Annotated in this window: 20 protein-coding genes and 2 pseudogenes; 14 read left to right on the top strand and 8 right to left on the bottom strand. The window is 67.6% G+C overall.

The window, feature by feature from the left end:
* The 4 genes and pseudogenes from ISS20_RS15925 to ISS20_RS15910 all read right to left on the bottom strand — a co-directional run.
* Positions 1 to 493: pseudogene (locus tag ISS20_RS15925) on the bottom strand (6-aminohexanoate hydrolase); the annotation flags it as partial.
* Between the two features lie 71 nt (positions 494 to 564).
* Positions 565 to 1,137 (bottom strand): thioredoxin family protein, encoded by a 573-nt coding sequence (locus ISS20_RS15920; RefSeq protein WP_056056835.1) that lies wholly within the window; start codon positions 1,135 to 1,137, stop codon positions 565 to 567.
* Positions 1,138 to 1,173: 36 nt separating this feature from the next.
* Positions 1,174 to 1,896 carry a cytochrome c biogenesis CcdA family protein gene (locus ISS20_RS15915; RefSeq protein WP_291437999.1) on the bottom strand — a complete coding sequence of 241 codons (723 nt, stop codon included), beginning with the start codon at positions 1,894 to 1,896 and terminating at the stop codon, positions 1,174 to 1,176.
* Entirely contained in the window at positions 1,893 to 2,405 is a 513-nt protein-coding gene (locus tag ISS20_RS15910) for a DUF2147 domain-containing protein (protein ID WP_291437998.1), read from the bottom strand. The genes ISS20_RS15915 and ISS20_RS15910 overlap by 4 nt, the downstream gene beginning before the upstream one ends.
* 179 nt (positions 2,406 to 2,584) lie before the next feature.
* Between ISS20_RS15910 and ISS20_RS15905 the strand changes: the two genes are divergently transcribed.
* The 3 genes from ISS20_RS15905 to ISS20_RS15895 are packed head-to-tail and all read left to right on the top strand — an operon-like array spanning position 2,585 to position 5,520.
* Positions 2,585 to 3,343, top strand: coding sequence for a response regulator (locus ISS20_RS15905; RefSeq protein WP_291437997.1), 759 nt, complete (start codon positions 2,585 to 2,587; stop codon positions 3,341 to 3,343).
* Positions 3,340 to 4,659: a HAMP domain-containing sensor histidine kinase gene (locus ISS20_RS15900; protein ID WP_291437996.1), complete on the top strand. Its 1,320-nt coding sequence runs from the start codon at positions 3,340 to 3,342 to the stop codon at positions 4,657 to 4,659. The genes ISS20_RS15905 and ISS20_RS15900 overlap by 4 nt, the downstream gene beginning before the upstream one ends.
* 60 nt (positions 4,660 to 4,719) lie before the next feature.
* Positions 4,720 to 5,520 carry a DUF72 domain-containing protein gene (locus ISS20_RS15895; RefSeq protein ID WP_291437995.1) on the top strand — a complete coding sequence of 267 codons (801 nt, stop codon included), beginning with the start codon at positions 4,720 to 4,722 and terminating at the stop codon, positions 5,518 to 5,520.
* 11 nt (positions 5,521 to 5,531) lie between these two features.
* On the opposite strand, the gene ISS20_RS15890 is transcribed toward ISS20_RS15895, so the two are convergent.
* Positions 5,532 to 5,834: an acylphosphatase gene (locus tag ISS20_RS15890; RefSeq protein WP_291437994.1), complete on the bottom strand. Its 303-nt coding sequence runs from the start codon at positions 5,832 to 5,834 to the stop codon at positions 5,532 to 5,534.
* Between the two features lie 70 nt (positions 5,835 to 5,904).
* On the opposite strand from ISS20_RS15890, the gene ISS20_RS15885 reads away from it, so the two are divergent.
* The 3 genes from ISS20_RS15885 to ISS20_RS15875 all read left to right on the top strand — a co-directional run bounded on the left by ISS20_RS15885 (position 5,905) and on the right by ISS20_RS15875 (position 7,897).
* Complete coding sequence (locus ISS20_RS15885; protein WP_291437993.1) at positions 5,905 to 6,150, top strand: 4Fe-4S binding protein; 246 nt, start codon at positions 5,905 to 5,907, stop codon at positions 6,148 to 6,150.
* A 71-nt stretch (positions 6,151 to 6,221) separates the two neighbouring features.
* The gene (locus tag ISS20_RS15880) at positions 6,222 to 6,371 is read left to right on the top strand and encodes a hypothetical protein (protein ID WP_291437992.1); all 150 of its coding nucleotides are present in this window, start codon (positions 6,222 to 6,224) and stop codon (positions 6,369 to 6,371) included.
* Between the two features lie 122 nt (positions 6,372 to 6,493).
* The gene (locus tag ISS20_RS15875) at positions 6,494 to 7,897 is read left to right on the top strand and encodes a homoserine dehydrogenase (protein WP_291437991.1); all 1,404 of its coding nucleotides are present in this window, start codon (positions 6,494 to 6,496) and stop codon (positions 7,895 to 7,897) included.
* Between the two features lie 108 nt (positions 7,898 to 8,005).
* On the opposite strand, the gene ISS20_RS15870 is transcribed toward ISS20_RS15875, so the two are convergent.
* Positions 8,006 to 8,641 (bottom strand): FMN-binding negative transcriptional regulator, encoded by a 636-nt coding sequence (locus ISS20_RS15870; RefSeq protein WP_291437990.1) that lies wholly within the window; start codon positions 8,639 to 8,641, stop codon positions 8,006 to 8,008.
* Position 8,642: 1 nt separating this feature from the next.
* The gene (locus ISS20_RS15865) at positions 8,643 to 9,122 is read right to left on the bottom strand and encodes an OsmC family protein (protein WP_291437989.1); all 480 of its coding nucleotides are present in this window, start codon (positions 9,120 to 9,122) and stop codon (positions 8,643 to 8,645) included.
* Between the two features lie 108 nt (positions 9,123 to 9,230).
* Between ISS20_RS15865 and ISS20_RS15860 the strand changes: the two genes are divergently transcribed.
* From ISS20_RS15860 to ISS20_RS15850, 3 genes are all read left to right on the top strand, one after another.
* Positions 9,231 to 10,700 (top strand): PLP-dependent aminotransferase family protein, encoded by a 1,470-nt coding sequence (locus tag ISS20_RS15860; protein WP_291437988.1) that lies wholly within the window; start codon positions 9,231 to 9,233, stop codon positions 10,698 to 10,700.
* Positions 10,701 to 10,802: 102 nt separating this feature from the next.
* Positions 10,803 to 11,381, top strand: coding sequence for a gamma carbonic anhydrase family protein (locus ISS20_RS15855; RefSeq protein WP_291437987.1), 579 nt, complete (start codon positions 10,803 to 10,805; stop codon positions 11,379 to 11,381).
* 73 nt (positions 11,382 to 11,454) lie between these two features.
* Positions 11,455 to 13,380, top strand: coding sequence for a B12-binding domain-containing radical SAM protein (locus ISS20_RS15850; RefSeq protein WP_291437986.1), 1,926 nt, complete (start codon positions 11,455 to 11,457; stop codon positions 13,378 to 13,380).
* Between the two features lie 101 nt (positions 13,381 to 13,481).
* Here ISS20_RS15850 and ISS20_RS15845 read toward each other — a convergent pair whose 3' ends face one another.
* The gene (locus ISS20_RS15845) at positions 13,482 to 13,781 is read right to left on the bottom strand and encodes a hypothetical protein (RefSeq protein ID WP_291437985.1); all 300 of its coding nucleotides are present in this window, start codon (positions 13,779 to 13,781) and stop codon (positions 13,482 to 13,484) included.
* Between the two features lie 163 nt (positions 13,782 to 13,944).
* On the opposite strand from ISS20_RS15845, the gene dinG reads away from it, so the two are divergent.
* From dinG to ISS20_RS15820, 5 genes and pseudogenes are all read left to right on the top strand, one after another.
* On the top strand, positions 13,945 to 16,107 hold the full coding sequence (gene dinG, locus ISS20_RS15840) for an ATP-dependent DNA helicase DinG (protein ID WP_291437984.1): 2,163 nt from the start codon (positions 13,945 to 13,947) through the stop codon (positions 16,105 to 16,107).
* Between the two features lie 62 nt (positions 16,108 to 16,169).
* Positions 16,170 to 16,529 carry a zinc ribbon domain-containing protein YjdM gene (locus ISS20_RS15835; RefSeq protein ID WP_291437983.1) on the top strand — a complete coding sequence of 120 codons (360 nt, stop codon included), beginning with the start codon at positions 16,170 to 16,172 and terminating at the stop codon, positions 16,527 to 16,529.
* A 149-nt stretch (positions 16,530 to 16,678) separates the two neighbouring features.
* A pseudogene (locus ISS20_RS15830) lies at positions 16,679 to 17,175 on the top strand (pyridoxamine 5'-phosphate oxidase family protein).
* 297 nt (positions 17,176 to 17,472) lie between these two features.
* On the top strand, positions 17,473 to 17,898 hold the full coding sequence (locus ISS20_RS15825; protein ID WP_291437982.1) for a CopG family transcriptional regulator: 426 nt from the start codon (positions 17,473 to 17,475) through the stop codon (positions 17,896 to 17,898).
* A gap of 68 nt (positions 17,899 to 17,966) precedes the next feature.
* A partial coding sequence (locus ISS20_RS15820; protein WP_291437981.1) for a PHB depolymerase family esterase occupies positions 17,967 to 18,916 on the top strand: 950 nt, incomplete at its 3' end.

Raw genomic sequence — 18,916 nt, 5'->3', positions numbered from 1 at the left:
CCAGCGATTTGCTCATGGACCACAGCACATGTGGCTGCTGCGGCTGCATGCCGATGTGATAACGCTCATACACCACACGGCCCCGGTGCAGCACCAGCAGGGCGTCGGTGTAGGTGGCCTTCTGCCAGTCGGCCAGCGTGGTGGGCGCGCCCTTGTCGTCGGCAAACGCCAGCGTGTCGGGCAAGGCACGCGGCGCGGCGGGCAGTGCGCTGGGCGCTGCTGCACCGCGCCAGATGGTGGCCGTGGGCCCCAGTTCGCGCAGGTGCTGCGCGGCCCAGCGCACGTTGGGGTACTTGAGGATGTTGGCCAAACGCACCACCTTGTCAGGCGCCGGGGGGAAGCCCTGCATCAGCTGCAGGGTCACAGGGTTGGTGGCGTCCGGCGGCGGCAGCTGCGGAGCCTGGGCCTGGCTGGCAGGCGCAGCCCCCAGCAGGGTGCAGGCCAAGGCGACGGCGGTGAAGGAAGAGGTGAGGTGGCGATGAAAAGAGCGCATGGTGAGAAGGCCTCGGTCAAGAAACGTGGGATGGGGAAGAACAAAAAAGGACACGGAATCGGTCGGGCCGATCAGCCCCGCGCGGCCAGCAAGGTGCGGATCACGCCCTCGGTGCGCTCGTACTCGCCTTCGCCAAAGTGCTTGTAGCGAATGCGGCCTTGCGCATCGATCAGGTAGGTGGCGGGCCAGTACTGGTTGCTGTAGGCCTTCCAGGTGCCGTAGCGGTTGTCCTGTGCCACAGGGTGCTTCACGCCATGGCGGCGCATGGCGGCTTCCACGTTGGCGGTCGGGCGCTCAAACGGAAACTCTGGCGTGTGCACCCCCACCACGGTGAGCCCCTGGGGCGTGTACTGCTCGGCCCAGCGGTTCACATGGGGCAGGGTGCGGATGCAGTTGATGCAGGCGTACGTCCAGAAGTCCACTAGCACCACGCGGCCGCGCAACTGCGCCAGGCTCAGCGGTTCGGAGTTGAGCCAGCGCTCGATGCCGGTGAACTCGGGCGCAGCGCCCAAGTCGGGCAACGCTGAGGCGGGGCTGGCGGGGCCCGCCGCGTACGCCAAGCCAGGGGCCGCCAGTGCAGCGGCCATCGACGCCAGGAAGGCGCGGCGCTCGGAAAAGCGCGATGAAGAGGGGTGCAATGTCATGGTGAAAGCTCCTTGCAATCGGTGGGGTGTCGCCCCTTACAGGCCGCCCCAGCCCGAGGGATAAAACTGCGTAAGCCAGACGGTGATCTGCCCATCCACCTCCCACAGCATGGCCAGCGCGATGGCAATGACCACCACGCCAAACACCTGCTGCACGCGGTGTGCGTGGCGTGCAATGCGGCGCACATGGGTGGCCGCGGCCTGGCCGCCATAGGCAATGGCCAGCATGGGCAGCGCTGCGCCGGTGGAATACGCGAGCAGCAGTACGGCGGTGCCTACGCCCGCAGGCTCCGTGGCGATGAGGGTGAGGATGGAAGCGAGCACCGGCCCGGCGCAGGGTGTCCAGACCGCGCCCAGGCTCAGGCCCAGCAGCAGTCCGCCCCAGTTGCCGCCCCCGCTGCCCATGCCCAGGCTGGCCATGCGGTTGAGCACGCCGCCTGCATGTTGGCTGAGCCACTGGAACGGCCGGGGCCACACCGTGAGCACGCCAAACACCAGCAGCATCACGGCGGCAAACCGGCGCAGGCCTTCCTGAGACACACCCAGCACCTGCGTGAAGCTGCTGAACAGCAGGGCCACGGCCGCGAACGACAGCGCAAAGCCCAGGGCAATGAACATAGGGCGTGTGCGCCGCGCTGATTCGGCGCCGCTCACCGAGGCCCCCAGCACCACTGGCAGCATGGGCAACACGCAGGGCGCCCCCACGGTGAGCATGCCGGCGGCCACGGCCAGCCAGGGCGAGGTGGTGGTCATGGTCATTGCCCGCTCCCCTGCTCGGCCGCCGGACGGCGCCACACCTGGGTTTTGCCGAACAGCGGAATGCCCACGTACGCGTGCACCAGCAGTTGTTCCGGCTCGGCCGGCGTCAGGTTGACGCGGTACGTCTTGGCGTTCTCGCGGTTGTAGATTTCGCCCTGGTACTCGCTGCTGCCGCCCTCCGCCGGGCGCAGGCCCGACAGCAGGGTCATGCCCAGCGCAGGCCGCGCGTCGGCCGCCGCCATGTCAGCGCCCGGCGCGCTCATGGAACGGTTGGCCAGCACCCGCACCACCTTGCCGCACAGGGCGTTGCCACCGGCGGGGTTGCAGGGGGCGATGTTCACTTCCAGATTGCCGCTCTCGGTGATCCAGCGGCCCAAGGGGGCTTTGGGGTGGGTTGCACCCGGTGCAGGCGCCACAGCGGCTGGCGGCGCTGCCGCAGCCTCTTGCGCGCTGGCTGCCTGCGCCAGGCCCAGGGTCAGCAGGGCAGTCACGGCGATGGATGGTTTCATGGCAAGGTCCTCGTGAAGTTCAGGAAGACCGCATTGAAGCGAGCGCAGGTATCGGCGATTTGTCTGGCCAGGGGCTTTTGGTATGCACGCTTGTCGGCGCGCCGGGCAGACAAGTTGAGATACATATCTGCCCACCCAGCCCTTACCGCTGCACCACCAAAGCCCGGACAATGGCCGCCATGACGACGCCCCCGCCCGACCACATCCTGATCGTCGATGACGACGCCGGCATCCGCGAACTGGCTGCCGAGTACCTGCAGCGCCAGGGCCTGCAGGTGAGCGTGGCCGCCGACGGGCGGCAGATGCGCGAGGTGCTGGCCACGCAGCGCATCGACCTGCTGGTGCTGGACCTTATGCTGCCGGGCACCGACGGCATCACCCTGTGCCGTGAGCTGCGCAGCCCCGGCGCGCCGCCACTGCCCATCATCATGCTCACCGCACGCAGCGACGAGGCGGACCGCATCCTGGGCCTGGAGCTGGGTGCAGACGACTACCTGACCAAACCCTTTGCCGCGCGCGAGCTGCTGGCACGCATCCACGCGGTGCTGCGGCGCACGCGCATGCTGCCGCCCAATCTGGCCAGGGCCGAGCCCGCGCGCCACCTTGCGTTTGGCGACTGGCGGCTGGACACCACCGCACGCCACCTGCTCGATGCGACGGGCGCAGTGGTGGCGCTGTCGGGCGCCGAATACCGTCTGCTGCGTGTGCTGCTGGACCACCCGCAGCGCATCCTCACACGCGACCAGCTGCTGCAGCTCACACAGGGGCGCGATGCCGACGTGTTCGACCGCTCCATCGACCTGCTGGTGAGCCGTGTGCGCCAGCGGCTGGGCGATGGCGCGCGCGGCTCGCGCTACATCAAGACCGTGCGCAACGAGGGCTATGTGTTCTGCGCCGATGTGCAAACTGCGGCAGCCGCCGCAGGAGCTGCGCCATGACGCTGCGCTGGTGGCCACGCTCTTTGTTCGGGCGCATTCTGCTGGTGATGGCACTGGGCCTGGCGTTGGCGCATGCGCTGACGTTTGTGCTGGCGTTCACCGAGCGCAGCATGACCATGCGGCGGGCCATGGTGTCGTATTTCGCCAGCGACGTGGCCAGCTCGGTCGCCATGCTGGAGCGCCTGCCTGCCACCGAGCGCGCACAGTGGGTGGACCGGCTGGCGCGCCGCAACTACCGCTTTGCACTGGCCGAACCCCTGGACGCACCTGCCGACCCGTCCCAGCTGGCCCGCCTCGTTGCCAGCGCTGTGGCGGCCACACTGCCCACTGACCGCCCGGTGCAGGTGATCGACCCCCATGTGCCGGGCATCGAGCTGCGGCTGCAACTGCGCCTGGCCGACGGTACGCCCTTGGCCGTGGACATGGACGAGCCCCGGCTGCAGATATCGCCCTGGGTGCTGGGCGCGCTGGCACTGCAGCTGGCGCTGCTGGTGGGACTGTGCGCGTGGGCCGTGCGTGCAGCCACGCGGCCCCTGAGCACGCTGGCCGATGCAGCCGATGCGCTGGGCGCCGACCGCCCCACCGTGCCGCTGGCTGAAGACGGCCCGCGCGAAGTGGTGCGCGCCGCCGTTGCCTTCAACCATATGCAGCAGCGCATCCAGGCACATCTTCAGGAACGCATGCAGATCCTGGCCGCCGTCTCGCACGACCTGCAAACACCCATCACCCGGCTGCGCCTGCGCGCGGATCTGCTGGACGACACCACGCTGCGCGACAAGCTGCACGCCGACCTGGCCGAGATGCAGTCGCTGGTGGAAGAGGGCATTGCCTACGCGCGCTCATCGCAGGCCGTGCGCGAGCCCCCGCAGCGCGTGGACCTGCGCGCGCTGGTGGAGAGCATTGCGCGCGACTACGCCGATGCCGGCCTGCCGGTACAAGTGCTGCAGGCAGTGGATGTGACCTGCGACACCCGCCCCCAGGCCCTGCGCCGCCTGCTGTGCAACCTGGTGGACAACGCGCTCAAGTTTGCGGGTGCCGCCGAGCTGACGCTGGAGGCAGAAAGGCCAGGCCAGTGCCTGGTGCGCGTCATCGATCATGGGCCTGGCATCCCCCCGGCGGACCTCGCCGCCGTGCTGCAGCCCTATGTGCGGCTGGAGGATTCGCGCAACCGGGGTACCGGTGGCACCGGCCTGGGCCTGGCCATTGCCAGCGAGCTGGCCAAGGCCCTGGGCGGGCGGCTGATGCTGGGGCCGCGTGCAGATGGCGCCCAGGGACTGGAGGCGCGGGTAGAGCTGCCAGAAGCGCTCCCGGCATAGGCATGCGTACCAGCGCCGCTGCTACAGTGGCCGCTCCGTGGACTCTCAAAGGGCAACGCCGTGGACACACCTGTCAGCATCCCGCAGAGCGAGATCAGCGCCAGCAACCCCCACATCCGCGTCGGTATCGGCGGCTGGACCTTCGAGCCCTGGCGCGGCAGCTTCTACCCCGCTGGGCTGGCGCACAGCAAGGAGCTGCAATACGCCAGCCGACAGCTCACGGCGATCGAAGTCAACGGCACCTACTACAGCACCTTCAAACCACCCACCTTTGCCAAGTGGCGCGATGAAACGCCCGAAGGCTTTGTGTTCTCACTCAAGGCCAACCGCTTTGCCACGCACCGGCGCGTGCTGGCCGAGGCGGGCGATTCGATCGCGCGGTTTGTCGACAGTGGCATCTCGGAACTGAAGGACAAGCTCGGGCCCATCGTGTGGCAGTTCATGCCCACCAAGGTGTTTGAGCCGGGCGACTTCGAGGCCTTTCTGGCCCTGCTGCCGCAGCAGGTGGATGGCCTGCAGCTGCGCCACGCGCTGGATGTGCGCCACCCGAGTTTCGCGACGCCAGCGTTTGTGGCGCTGGCGCGCCGGTATGGCTGCGTGCCTGTGTACACCGACTCCGACCAATTTCCCGCCATCGCAGATGCAGAGGCCGATTTTGCCTACCTGCGGCTGATGCTCAGCCAGGCCGATGTGCCCACCGGCTACACGCCCGAGGCGATTGCACAGTGGGCCGATGGCGTGCGCACCTGGACGGGCGGCGAACAGCCGCGCGATGTGTTCGTGTACTTCATCAACGGGGCGAAGGAGCGGGCGCCTGCGGGGGCGATGGAGTTGCTGAGGCAACTGGGCCTGCGCACATAGCAGCGGAGCAGCTACAGCGTCTCTCGCTGCACAAACCCCTGCGGGGCCTCGCCCCCATCAGGCACATTGCCCACCACCACACGCTCCACCCGCGCATGCACAGGCCCCTGCTGCGCCCAGTCGATGAGGGCCAGCACGGCATGCTCTGTGCCCCATGCGCAGGCCTCCACGCGGCCATCCTGGCGGTTGCGCACCCAGCCCGTCACGCCCAGCCGATTGGCGGCCTGCACCATGGACCAGCGGTAGCCCACGCCCTGCACATGGCCGGTGATCAACAGATGGCGGGTGATGGTGGAGTGGTGTTCTGCGTTCATGGGGGGCACTGTAGCGCGCTCCTTGTGAGGAGCCCGCTCCAGGGGCACACTGCCAGCACCACCGCACCACATGACCACCACCACCCCCAAGGCCCTGCCCACCATCGACCCCCAGCGCTGCACCGGCTGCGGCTGGTGCATTGCGGTGTGCCCGCCGCATGTGCTGTCGCTGCAGGTGTTGGGCACTGGGCCCTGGGGGCCCAAGTGCTCCACCCTGCACGATGCGCCCGGCTGCACCGGGTGCGCGCTGTGTGCGGTGCGCTGCCCGTTCGATGCGATCCGCATGGTGCGCGTGGCAGCCACCAAGGCCCCGTGAGGCCATTGCGCCACAGGCGCGCAGCAGTGGGTTGACGGGCCCCGGCCCGCATCCGGTACACTGCGCCTTCCATGTCGTTCACCTCCCTCCCCATCACCACCGCACGCGCCGCTGCCTTCCAAGGCATGGGCATGATGCCGCCCGCACTCACGCGGGCCCATGGTGAGCAGCGGGCACTGGGTGCACGAATGATTACCACCATTACCACCGCGGCCACCTGAGCACGCGCAGGTGGCCGTTTCGGCAGCCACCTGGTGATCGCTCTCTTCTCCCCCAAGACGAATGCACGAAACCCAGCTCTGGCAGCTGGGTTTTTTTGTTTGTTTGTTAGCCGGAGAAGTCCATGGTCCGCGATCCCGTCCCGTCCCTCGAAGCCCCGTTGTTGCCATCGTCCGCCACGGCCATGCGCCCCCTGCGCGTGGGCATGATCGGCATTGGCACCGTGGGCGCAGGCACCTTTCGCGTGCTGGCGCGCAACCAGGCGCTGATTGCGGGCCGTGCGGGCCGGGGCATCAAGCTGGTGGTGGTCTGCGCCCGCAGCCTGGCCCGCGCCATGAGCGTGGTGGGCAAGGACGTGGCGCTGACCAACGACCCCATGCAGGTCGCCACCCACCCCGACGTGGATGTGCTGGTGGAGGCCGCTGGCGGCACCGGCCCCGCGCGCGAATGGGTGATGGCAGCCATCCGCGCGGGTAAACATGTGGTCACGGCCAACAAGGCCTTGCTGGCCGTGCATGGCAACGAGATCTTTGCCGCGGCACGCCAACACGGCGTGGCTGTGGCCTATGAGGGTGCGGTGGCGGTGAGCATCCCCATCGTGAAGGCGCTGCGCGAGGGCCTGACGGCCAACCGCGTTGAGTGGGTGGCGGGCGTCATCAACGGCACCACCAACTTCATCCTGAGCAAGATGCGCGATGAAGGCGTGGGCTTTGCCGAGGCGCTGGCGCAGGCCCAGGCGCTGGGCTACGCCGAGGCCGACCCGACGTTTGACATCGAAGGCATCGACGCCGCCCACAAGATCTCGCTGCTGGCGGCCAATGCGTTTGGCATGCCGGTGCGTTTTGCCGATGCGCAGGTGGAGGGCATCACCGCACTGCAGGGCCTGGACGTGGCCTGCGCCGAGCAACTGGGCTTTCGCATCAAGCTGCTGGGCGTGGCCAAGCGGCGCAAGGACGGTGACGCGGAAGGCAACGTGGAGGGGGTAGAGCTGCGCGTGCAGCCCGCGCTGGTGCCCGCCACACATTTGCTGGCGCATGTGAACGGGTCGATGAACGCCGTGATGGTCAAGGGCGATGCCTCGGGCGTGACGATGTACTACGGCGCAGGCGCGGGGTCGGAGCCAACGGCATCGGCCGTGATTGCGGACCTGGTGGATGTGGCGCGGCTCGATGGCACCCACGCGGGCCAGCGCGTGCCGCACCTGGGCTTCCACCCCCACGCGGTGGACGAGCAACTGGCGGTGCTGCCCCGTGCGGCCGTGCACACACGCCACTACCTGCGGGTGGCGGTGCACAGCGCGCAGCAGATCGAGGCCGTGGGCGCCTGGCTGGCTGCGCAGCACGTGCCGGTGCTGCAGGTGGCACTGGCGCACGACAAGGCCTTGCCCCCAGGCACCGGCCCCCAGGTGCTGGTGCTGACCGACGCCGTGGCGCAATCCACGGTGGACCTGGCCGTGTTTGCGCTGGCGGCACACCCTGGGGTGGCCGGCCCGGTGGTGGCACTGCGGGTGGAGATGCTGGAAGGGTGAAAGTGGGCTGAAAACGGGTCCGCGCGGGGTTTGGGGGTCAAACCGGGCGGTAGCGCTAGTGCACCATGCCCTGGTTGCTATCAAATTTGATATTCACCGCCCGCTGCATCACCCCATCAACTTGCCCAGCACCAGCGCCGCCATGTCCTCGGCAGCGCTGGTGCCCTCCGCCATCAGGCCCTGCACCACGCCGGCACGGTCGGTGTCGGTGCGGTTCTGGCTCACCTTCCAGACGCCCTCCCAGCGCTCCACCGCCAGCTCGATGCCCACGATGGCGCGCAGCATTTTGTCGATGTAGTCGGGCGGTGCATCGTCGATGCGCCAGGGGTCCGGGCGGTGGGCCTCGTGCTGCTCACTCAAGGTGTGCAGGATGGCGCGCAGGCGCACCGGGTCGTCGAACGCGCTCAGTGCGCCGTGGGCATGTACGGTGGCGTAGTTCCAGGTGGGCACCTGCTTGCCATCGATGGCCTTGGACGGATACCACGAGGGCGACACATAGGCCTGCGGGCCATGGAACACCGCCACCGCCTGCTGGGGCAGCAGCGACCACAGCGCGTTGGCGCGGGCCACGTGGCCGATCAGTGTGCCCTGCGGGCCGCGCGTTGGGTCCAGGTACAGCGGGATGTGATTGGCGTGCAGCGCTCCCTCATGGGCGATAACCAGTGTGGCGAGGGGCTGCGTGCGCACCAGCGCATGCAGCACGGCCGGGTCCGTCACCTGAAACTGCCGGTTGGCGTTGGCCATGTCAACCCCCTTCCACTTCGAGCACCGGCGCGCAGTCGACCTGCGTCTTGACCGAGTTGGCCAGGAAGCAGGACGCATGGGCGCGGTGGTGCAGATCGTCGAGCTGTGCGGCACTGGGCGCGTGGGCCGCATCAAAGCGCGTGACAGGGCGCAACTGCACGTGGGTGACGACAAGCTGCCCCTGCGCGTTCTTGGCCATGGTGCCCACGGCCGCGTCGGTGTAGCTGTTGAGCCGATAGCCCGCGCGGCTGGCGAAGTCCATGAACCACAGCATGTGGCAGCTCGACAGGGCTGCGACATAGGCTTCCTCCGGGTCCACCGCCGCCGCATCGGAGTACGGCAGCGGCACCACATGGGGCGACGACGACGCGGCCACGGTGGCGCCACCATCGAACTGCCAGGTGTGGGCACGGTGGTAGCGCTTGTCCAGAAAGTCGTCGTTGCCACGGGACCAGGTGATGGTGGCGGTGTACTCGGCCATGGGTGGGTCTTTCTTGCGGTGGCCGGGCCTTGTCAGAAGCACAAGCCCGGGATTTCTACAATGGTTCTTTAGTTTATGACTGCATCGCCACATTCAAGGGGCCAATTCATGCCAGTTGCCGGAGCCAATTCCCAAACCACCGCCTCCCGGGACGGGCGCCTGGGCCAGTTGCGCCAGCAGGTGTACGAGCAGCTGCGCAACGCCATCGAACAGGGCCGGCTGCCGGCGGGCACCCGCCTGCCGCCATCGCGCGAGCATGCGGCCAGCCTGGGCGTGTCGCGCAATACCGTGCTGTGGGCCGTGCAGCGCCTGCAGGCCGAAGGGTATGTGGAAGCGCGTGTGGGTGACGGCACCTATGTCTCGCAGGCCGCAGGCGCACCGCCCACACAAGGGCTGGTGGCACCGCCGCGCGGGCTGTCGCAGCGCGGGCAGCTCATTGCCGAGACGGCTGCCCGCTGGCGCCCGCCGCATGTGGCGGCACGCGCGTTCCGTATTGGCGCGCCCGAGGTGGACACCTTTCCGTTTGCACTGTGGGACCGCCTCGCGCGCCAGGCCCGCCCCGGCCAGCGCAGCGCACGCGCGCAATACCTGGACCCTGCAGGCGACCCCGACCTGCGCCAGGCCGTGGCGCTGTGGCTGTGGGCGTCGCGCGGCATCCGCTGCGATGCGGCGCAGGTGGTGGTGTGCTCGGGCTCGCAGCAGGGCATCGACCTGATTGCGCGGCTGCTGCTGGACGTGGGCGACGAGGTGCTGGTGGAAGACCCCGGCTACCCGGGCATCCGCGCCAGCCTGCTGGGCCACGGTGTGCTGGCGCGGCCCGTGGCGCTGGACGCACAGGGCCTTCGCATCGACGATGGCGCTGCCCAGTGGCCCGGCGCGCGCATGGCCGTGGTCACGCCCACGCACCAGTTCCCTACCGGCGTGTGCATGGGCCTGGCGCGCAGGCAGGCGCTGCTGCAATGGGCACGCACGCACGACGCCTGGGTGGTGGAGGATGACTACGACGGTGAGTTTCAGTACGGCAAAAACGATGGCAAGGCCCAGCGCGTGCCCGCCCTGTGCAGCCTGCCGGGCTCGGAGCGGGTGCTGTACGTGGGCACCTTCAGCAAGACGCTGCACCCCGGCCTGCGCCTGGGTTTTGTGGTGGTGCCGCCCGCACTGGTGGAAGCCTTTGCCATGGCCCGCGCCATCACCGACCGGCACGCGCCGGGAGATACGCAGGCGGTGCTGGCGCGCTTCATTGCCGAAGGCCATCTGCTGCGGCATCTGCGACAGATGCGCGAGCTGTACCAGGCGCGCCAGCGGGTGCTGATCGGTGCGCTGGCCGATGCGAGCGGTGGGGCGTGGCAACTGCAACCCAGTGACCGGGGCATGCACCTGTTGCACGAGGTGGCACCCGGCACCGACGACGAAGCCCTGAGCCGCCAGGCACTGGCTGCGGGTGTCATGCTGGCGCCACTGTCGCGCTATGCCATGCAGTCAGCGCGCAGGGGGTGGCTGCTGGGGTATGCAGGGTATGACGAGACAGAGATTCGAACGGCGGCGCGGGTGGTGGGGGTGCTGGCACGCAGGCTGTGACTACCGAGGGCGCCCCACCACAGTCCATGTCGCCCCATGCGGGCTGAGGGCCCACCCCATTTGCACTACGCTCCAGGGTTTTGCCTTCGCTGCGTTTGCACCATGCCCCTCGCCCCCTACCTCGATACCGCCCCTACGCTGGGCGCCAACGTTTTCGTCCACGCCAGCGCACAAGTCATCGGTGACGTCACCCTCGGCGACGACAGCTCGGTGTGGTGCAACGCCGTGCTGCGTGGCGATGTGAACCGCATCACCGTGGGCCGCTGCAGCAACGTGCAAGACTTGACCATGGGCCATGTCTCGCACCGCAACGCGGCCAAGCCCGAGGGATCCCCGCTGGTCATCGGCGACTACGTCACCGTGGGCCACTCGGTGATCCTGCACGGCTGCCGCATCGGCAACGAATGCCTCATCGGCATGGGCTCCATCGTGATGGATGACGCCATCATCGAAGACCGCGTGATGCTGGGCGCGGGCAGCCTGGTCTCACCCGGCAAGGTGCTGGAGAGCGGGTACCTGTACATCGGACGCCCTGCGGTGCGCCAGCGCGCTCTGACCGAGGCCGAGATCGCATACCTCAAGTACTCCGCCGAGCACTATGTGCGGGTGAAGAACAACTATCTGGCGGGCACACCCGGTGCGGCTGAGGTGCACCCTGCGCCCCCAGCCCACCAGGGATAAAGCCGGGCCGGGATAATCGGGGGTTCCACGACCCCTGCGGCGGCACCGCATCGCCCCATTGCTTTTCCCCACCATGTCTGCCGTCGCCCCTCCCGCCCCACCGCTGCGCGTGCTCTCCGTCATCCCCCCGATGACGCAGCTGAACACGCCATACCCCTCCACCGCCTACCTCACCGGCTTTCTGCGTTCGCGCGGCGTCACCGCGTTCCAGGAAGACCTGGCACTGGCGCTGGTGCTGCGCTTGCTCTCGCCCGAGGGGTTGCGCGCCGTGGCCGCCAAGGTGGATGCATTGCCCGCCAAAAAGCAAAGCCCTGCCGTGCAGAGCTTTGCGGCGCAGAAAGATCGATACCTCGCCACCATTGGCCCCGCCATTGCCTTTTTGCAGGGGCGCGACAGCACGCTGGCGCACCGCATCGTGGGCCGCAACTACCTGCCCGAGGGTCCGCGTTTTGCCACGCTGGATGTGTATGTGGACGACGAGGGCGGCGACCCGCTGGGATGGGCCTTTGGTGCTTTGGGCCTGCACGACAAGGCCAAGCATCTGGCCACGCTGTACCTGAACGACCTGGCCGACGTGCTGCGCGATGCGGTGGACGAGCGCTTTGAGTTCGTGCGTTATGCCGAATCGCTGGCGGGCAGCCAGCCCACGTTTGACCCGTTGGCCCAAGCACTCGCTGCGACGCCCACACTGGTGGACGAGATGCTGGAGCAGCTCACGCACGAAGCCATCGCTCGCCACCAGCCCGATGTGGTGCTGCTGTCCGTGCCGTTCCCCGGCTCGGTGTATGCGGCGTTTCGCATTGCGCAGGCCATCAAGGCACGATACCCGCACATCGCCACCATGCTGGGCGGCGGCTTTGTGAACACCGAGCTGCGCGAGCTAGCCGACCCGCGTGTGTTTGACTTCTTTGACTACGTGACGCTGGACGCCGGTGAGCGTCCGCTGCTGGCGCTGCTGGAACATCTGCGCGGCGAGCGTGGCCGGCAACGCTTGGTTCGCACCTTCGTGCGCGGTGACGACGGCGCGGTGCAGTACATCAACATGATGGAAGCCGACATCGCTTTCGCCGAGGTGGGCACACCCACTTGGGACGGCCTGCCGCTGGACCGGTATCTGTCGCTCCTGGACATGCTCAACCCCATGCACCGCCTTTGGAGCGATGGGCGCTGGAACAAGCTCACCGTGGCGCACGGCTGCTACTGGAAGAAGTGCAGCTTCTGCGACGTGAGCCTGGACTACATCAGCCGCTACGAGGGCGCGAGTGCTGGAGTGCTGGCCGACCGCATCGAGCAGATCGTGCGCGAGACGGGGCAGACGGGTTTTCACTTTGTGGACGAAGCCGCGCCGCCCAAGGCGCTCAAGGCCCTGGCCACCGAACTCATTGCGCGCAACGCGGGCATCAGCTGGTGGGGCAATGTGCGGTTTGAAAAAACCTTCACCCCCGACCTGGCCGAGCTGCTGGCCGACAGTGGCTGCATTGCGATCTCGGGCGGGCTGGAAGTTGCGTCGGACCGGCTGCTCACGCTGATGAAAAAAGGCGTATCTGTAGACCAGGTGGCACGCGTGACGCGGGCGTTCACCGACGCGGGCATCCTGGTGCATGCGTACCTGATGTACGGCTTTCCCACGCAGACGGTGCAAGACACCGTGGACGCGCTCGAATACGTGCGCCAGCTGTTCGCCAATGGCTGCATCCAGAGCGGGTTCTTCCACCGCTTTGCCTGCACCGTGCACTCACCCGTCGGCAAGAACCCCGAGGAATACGGCGTGACGCTGGCGCCGTTGCCGCCAGGCGACTTTGCCAAGAACGACGTGGCCTTCATCGACCCCACGGGCGTGGACCACGACGCGCTGGGCGGCGCGCTCAAGAAGGCCATCTACAACTACATGCACGGCATCGGGCTCGAAGAGGACGTGCGCACGTGGTTCCCCTTCAAGGTGCCCAAGACCACGGTGCGACGCGACCGCATTGAGCGGGCGCTGCGCGAGCGGGGGTGAATGCAACGACCGACATAGCCGCAACCTTCAAGCCAAAGTGGCCGCTAGCGCACGTTGCATATGCACCGTGCGCTATACATGTAATAGCAAATGCGATAGGTTCAATGCTTTTGCTTTTGGTAAGCCTGGTCGGCCGGTGGTCCCCGGTCAGTGTCCTGCAACCCACGCTGCACATCACGGTAGGCCTGCTCGATTTGAGCGTCCGGTTCGCCATGGGTCATGTCCACCGACTCATCATGCTCGTGGGGGAGCTTGGGCTTTTCTTCCTTCGCGGCAGACTGCCCTGCCTTCAACGGCCCCTGCGTCTTGGGGCCGGGGGCCTGGCGCTTGGTGGTGTCTACCGAGGGTTCTGGTGCGGTGGGAGCCGGGGTGGACTCGTCGCGGTTTGAGGGGCGGGGCATAGGGTCTCCTGGGTTCGGACAGCAGTTTGTCCGGTCCGGTGCATCGTAAAAAGCCCACCGCCGCATCCCTGTAGGCCCGCAGGCCATGTACCCGACAGGCGATGGAGACGGTGGGCGTCAAACCTTGGAGCCGTTGGCCCCCCAAGCCATGCGACACTACTGTATGTCTCAACAGGTGTGGGCCGCGCAGGCCCTTGAATCTTTCGATGCGGTGGTGTCAGCCACCGAGGGTTTTCGCAGCCGGCCCGGCCAGCGGCTGATGGCCGAGCAGGTGGCGCGCACGTTCAGCACGGCCACGCTGGGCAAGGTGGATGAAGAGAGCGGCGAAGCAGCGCCCACGCGCGCCATTGCCGTCATCCAGGCGGGGACGGGCGTGGGCAAGTCGCTGGCGTACTGCGCACCGGCCATTGCGCTGGCGCTGTCGCGCGGCACACGGGTGTTGATCTCCACGGCCACGGTGGCGCTGCAGGAGCAGCTGGTCAACAAGGACCTGCCCGCGCTGGCCGCGCTGATGCCGCAGCCCTTCAAGTTTGCGCTGGCCAAGGGGCGCGGGCGCTATGTGTGCAAGCTCAAGCTCGACCGCCTGGCCGGCACGGGTGAGGCTGAGGAAGAAGGCGAAGACGACCTGTTTGCCGAGGAAGAAGCCGCCGCCCGCGCCAAGCGCCCACGGCACGAGACCGAGGCACGCATCCAGTTCTATTCCACGATGGCGCAAACCTTGTCGAAAGGCGCGTGGGATGGCGACCGCGACAGTCTGGACACGCCACCCGAGCCCGAGGTGTGGAGCCCTGTGGCGGCCGAAGGTGCTTCGTGCACAGGTAAGCACTGCCCGGCGTTCAGCCAGTGCACCTACTACGACAAGCGCAAGGAGCTGGTGGGTGCGCAGGTGATCGTGGCCAACCACGATCTGCTGCTGTCGTCGCTGGGCGCGCGCGTGCTGCCCGAGCTGGACAACTGCCTCCTGGTGCTGGACGAAGCCCACCACCTGCCCGCCACGGCGCTCGACCAGTTTGCGTGCAGCATGGATTTATCGCGCATCACCTGGATCGAGCGCCTGTCGAGCCGGGGCCTGCGCATTGGGGCACTGCTGGAGGTCGAAGAGATTGCCGACATCCCCAAACACTCGGCCCAATTGCGGCAGACGCTGCAGGACCTGGCGCGCATCGTGATGGATGTGTACGGCGCGCAGCTCAAAAGCCAGCCCAGCGCCTGGGGCCCGGCGCGTGTTCGCGTGCCGCGTGGCGAATTGCCTGAACAACTCATTGCTCCGCTGGGCCTGCTGGCAGCCAGCGCCGAGGGCTTCCTCGACGCCCTGCGCGCCATCAGCAAGGCACTGCGCGCCGAGATGCGCGACAAGCCCGACGAGGCCAAGCGCCTGTCCACGCTGTACGCACAAATCGGCATGCTGGCCCCGCGCCTGGAAGAGCTGCACGCCACGGCCCAGTTGCTGCTGCAGGACGCGCCCGAAGGCGCGGTGCCGGCAGCCAAATGGTTCACGCTGGAGGTGGATGGCGACTTCATTGTGGTCAAGGCCCACGCCAGCCCCATCCTGCCCGGCACCACGCTGCGCAACCACCTGTGGAGCGCGGTGCGCGGTGCGGTGCTCACCTCGGCCACACTCACCAGCTGCGGGCACTTTGACTTCTTCTTGCGCGAGGCGGGCCTGCACGGCGACGAAGCTGCCACCACGCTGGAGGTGCCCAGCCCCTTCAACTACGCCGCGCAGGGCACGCTGATTGCCGCCGAGACACGCGCCGACCCCAAGAACGCCGCGCAGTTCACCACCGAGATGGTCGATGCGCTGCTGCACGACATTGCGCGTGTGGAATACGGCGCGCTGGTGCTGTTCACCTCGCGCGAGCAGATGCGCCAGGCTGTGGACGCATTGCCCACCGCCATGCGCAGTGTGGTCCTAGTGCAGAACGCACTGCCGCGTACGCAGCTGCTGCGCCGCCACCGCGAGCGGGTGGAAAACGGCGAGCCCTCGGTCATCTTCGGCATGCAGTCGTTTGGCGAGGGGCTGGATTTGCCGGGGCGCCTGTGCGAGTCGGTCTTCATCACCAAGCTGCCCTTCGCCCCGCCCGACGACCCCGTGGGCGAAGCCCGCGCCGAGTGGCTGCGCGCCGTGGGGCGCGACCCCTTCAGCGAGCTGGTGGTGCCCGCCACCGCCATCCGCCTGGCGCAATGGGTGGGCCGCGCGATCCGCACCGAAGAAGACATGGCGCATGTGTACTGCTACGACAAGCGCCTGACGCGCACCAGCTACGGCCAGCGGCTGCTCAAAGGGCTGCCACCGTTTGCGCTGGAGCAACGCGCGCCGCTGTGAAGCGGCGACACTTTGCGCACCGATTTCACAACCACTACAACAACGACAGAGAGGACCCCACCATGCCCCACACCATTCCCGCCTGCCCCCAATGCGGCCAGGAGAACACTTACCCCGATGGCAGCAACTATGTGTGCCCCGACTGCGCTTTTGAATGGCCGCAGGTGGCTGACGCCACCGAGTCAGAGGCAAACGATGCAGGCGATGGCGCAGTGCGTGACGCCAACGGCAACCCGCTGGCCGACGGCGACGCGGTGATCCTGGTGAAGGACCTCAAGGTCAAGGGCTCGTCGTCCACGCTCAAGAAGGGCACCAAGATCAAGAGCATCCGCCTGGTGGATGGTGCAGACGGCCACAACGTGGACTGCAAGACGGACCTGGGCAGCATGCTGCTGAAGTCGGAGTTCTTGAAAAAGGCCTGATGGAGGAGGGCGGCGCCCCTCGTGTCAGACAACCGCCCACAGGCATCGGCGCTCCCCGCCGACGCCCTGGCCGCCCCGTGGTGCCTAGAGTCAACCAATTGCAGTGCCCGCACTGATCGATTGATTCCCCACCACCTGCTGGAGGCCCCATGCACCCCAACTCCCCCGCCCACGACACCTTGTGGAAGCTCATCAAGGACATCCGCTTTGGCATGCTCACGCACCGCACGTCCACGGGCATGCTGCACGCGCACCCGCTCAAAACCGGCAGCTCGATGAACAGGCCGAGCTGTACTTCTTCATCCCCCAGTCTGGCGAGCTGTACGAGCGCCTGCTGACCGACGGCGAGGTGAATGTGTCGTATGCCGACCCGGACGAGGACAGCTATGTGTCCGTGTCAGGCCAGGCGCGGTTTGTGGACGACCGCGCGCTCAAGGAAGCCCTGTGGTCGCCCATGGCCAAGGCGTGGTTCCCGGGCGGCGTGTCCGACCCGGACCTGGCACTGCTGGTGGTGCGCGTTCGCCACGCCGAATACTGGAACGTGGACGAGAGCAAGATGGTGCAGCTGTTCCAGATGGCCAAGGCCGCCATCACCGGAGAGCCACCGCGCAGCCTGGGCGAGCACAAGGAACTCACGCTGTACTGAGCGCCTGTGGACAACCCCTCGGGATCGGCCTGCAGGGTGTGAGTTGAGCGCCTTTCCCCACAGCGGTGCAGCATCTGCACCGCCATCCTGTGGGTCCCCGGGGCAAACTCCAGGCAAAACTGGGCGCTAGCGCTGCAGAAACATGGTTTGTTTGCTACTATTTTGGTAGTGAACGCATGCAGTACCTCCTGGGGTCCGTAGGCCCCATTTTTTGTGGGCAGCTCTTGCAAAGCAGCCAACCACCATCCATATTCCATCCATACACCATCTGATTGGATGTTTTATGGAGTGTGATTGATGAGCAACCTGGTTCCCACCGCCCCCGCACGCAGCAAGGTGCCCGAGTCCGAGAAGGTCACCATCAACCTCGGTTTTGTAGACCTGGGACACATTGACCTGCTGGTGTCCGAAGGCTTTTACGCCAACCGCACCGACTTCATCCGCACCGCCATCCGCAACCAGCTGACCGCCCAGAACGACGCGGTGCGCCAGGTGGTGGCCCGCAAGATGCTTGTGCTGGGACTGCAGCGTTTTGGCCGGGCCGAGCTGGAGGCCGTGTTGGCAGCAGGCCAGGCGCTAGAGATCCGTGTGCTGGGCCTGGCCAGCATCGACGACGACGTGCCGCCCGCACTGGCGCAGGCCACGATCGCCTCGGTGACGGTCTTGGGCGCGTTCCACGCCAGTGCAGCCGTCAAGGACGCGCTGGCCGGGCGCATGCATTGAATCCGTACACAAACCGCAGCGCGTCGCCAGTGCCCGACCGTGCCCGCACCCACCACCAAGGAGTCCCCATGGACTGGAACCTGAACCTCAAGCGCCTGATGGGCGAAGCCACCCAGCTGGTGCGCAGCGGCCAACTGGCCGATGCCACGCGGGCCATCCAGCAAACCCTGGGCGAGGCCGTGGCGCGCCATGGCCCCCCTCCCGCACCCGCCAGCACAAGCGCCCACCCGCTGCACGCACCCGAGCCCGAACCCACGGCAGGGAACGCCCCCCGCTGGCGCAGTGCCCACACCGCGCAAGAGGTGGAAGACGCCGTGGTCATCGACCGCAGCACCCACACACCGACCGCAGAGGCACAGCCCCCGGCCACAGCACGCCCCACCGCCAGCCACCACCCGCTGGCGGAGCCCGCCGGCAGCTTCACCCGCGTGGCCGTCACCCACCCGGGCGCTCGGCACAACCCGCACCACTACCACCTGTACGTGCCCCCGGGCGCCACGGCAGGCACCCCCATGCCCCTGGTGCTGATGCTGCACGGCTGCACGCAGAACCCGGTGGACTTTGCGACCGGCACGGGCATGAACGACGCAGCCGCGCCCGCCAACGCCCTGGTGCTGTACCCCGAGCAACCCCACGGCGCCAACCCCAACGGCTGCTGGAACTGGTTTCGACCCGGCGACCAGCACCGGGGCGGCGGCGAGCCCGCGCTGATCGTGGCCATGCTGCGGGATGTGATGGCGCGCCACCCGGTGGATGCGCAACGCGTCTACGTGGCGGGCCTGTCGGCCGGCGGCGCCATGGCCGCACTGCTGGGCCGCGAATACCCCGACCTATTTGCGGCCGTGGGCGTGCACTCCGGCCTGCAGGCGGGTGCCGCGCACAACGTGATGGGCGCACTGTCGGCGATGAAGAACGGGGCCAAACCCGGTGCGGCGACCCACCATGCCGCTGACGCCCCAGCCCTGCCACCCCCACCCGTGATCGTGTTCCACGGCGACGCCGACACCACCGTACATGC

Origin of the sequence: Acidovorax sp. (assembly GCF_016783915.1) — a bacterium.
In the GTDB taxonomy this organism is placed as follows: Bacteria; Pseudomonadota; Gammaproteobacteria; order Burkholderiales; family Burkholderiaceae_C; genus Acidovorax.
This window is presented reverse-complemented; position numbering and strand designations above follow the sequence as displayed.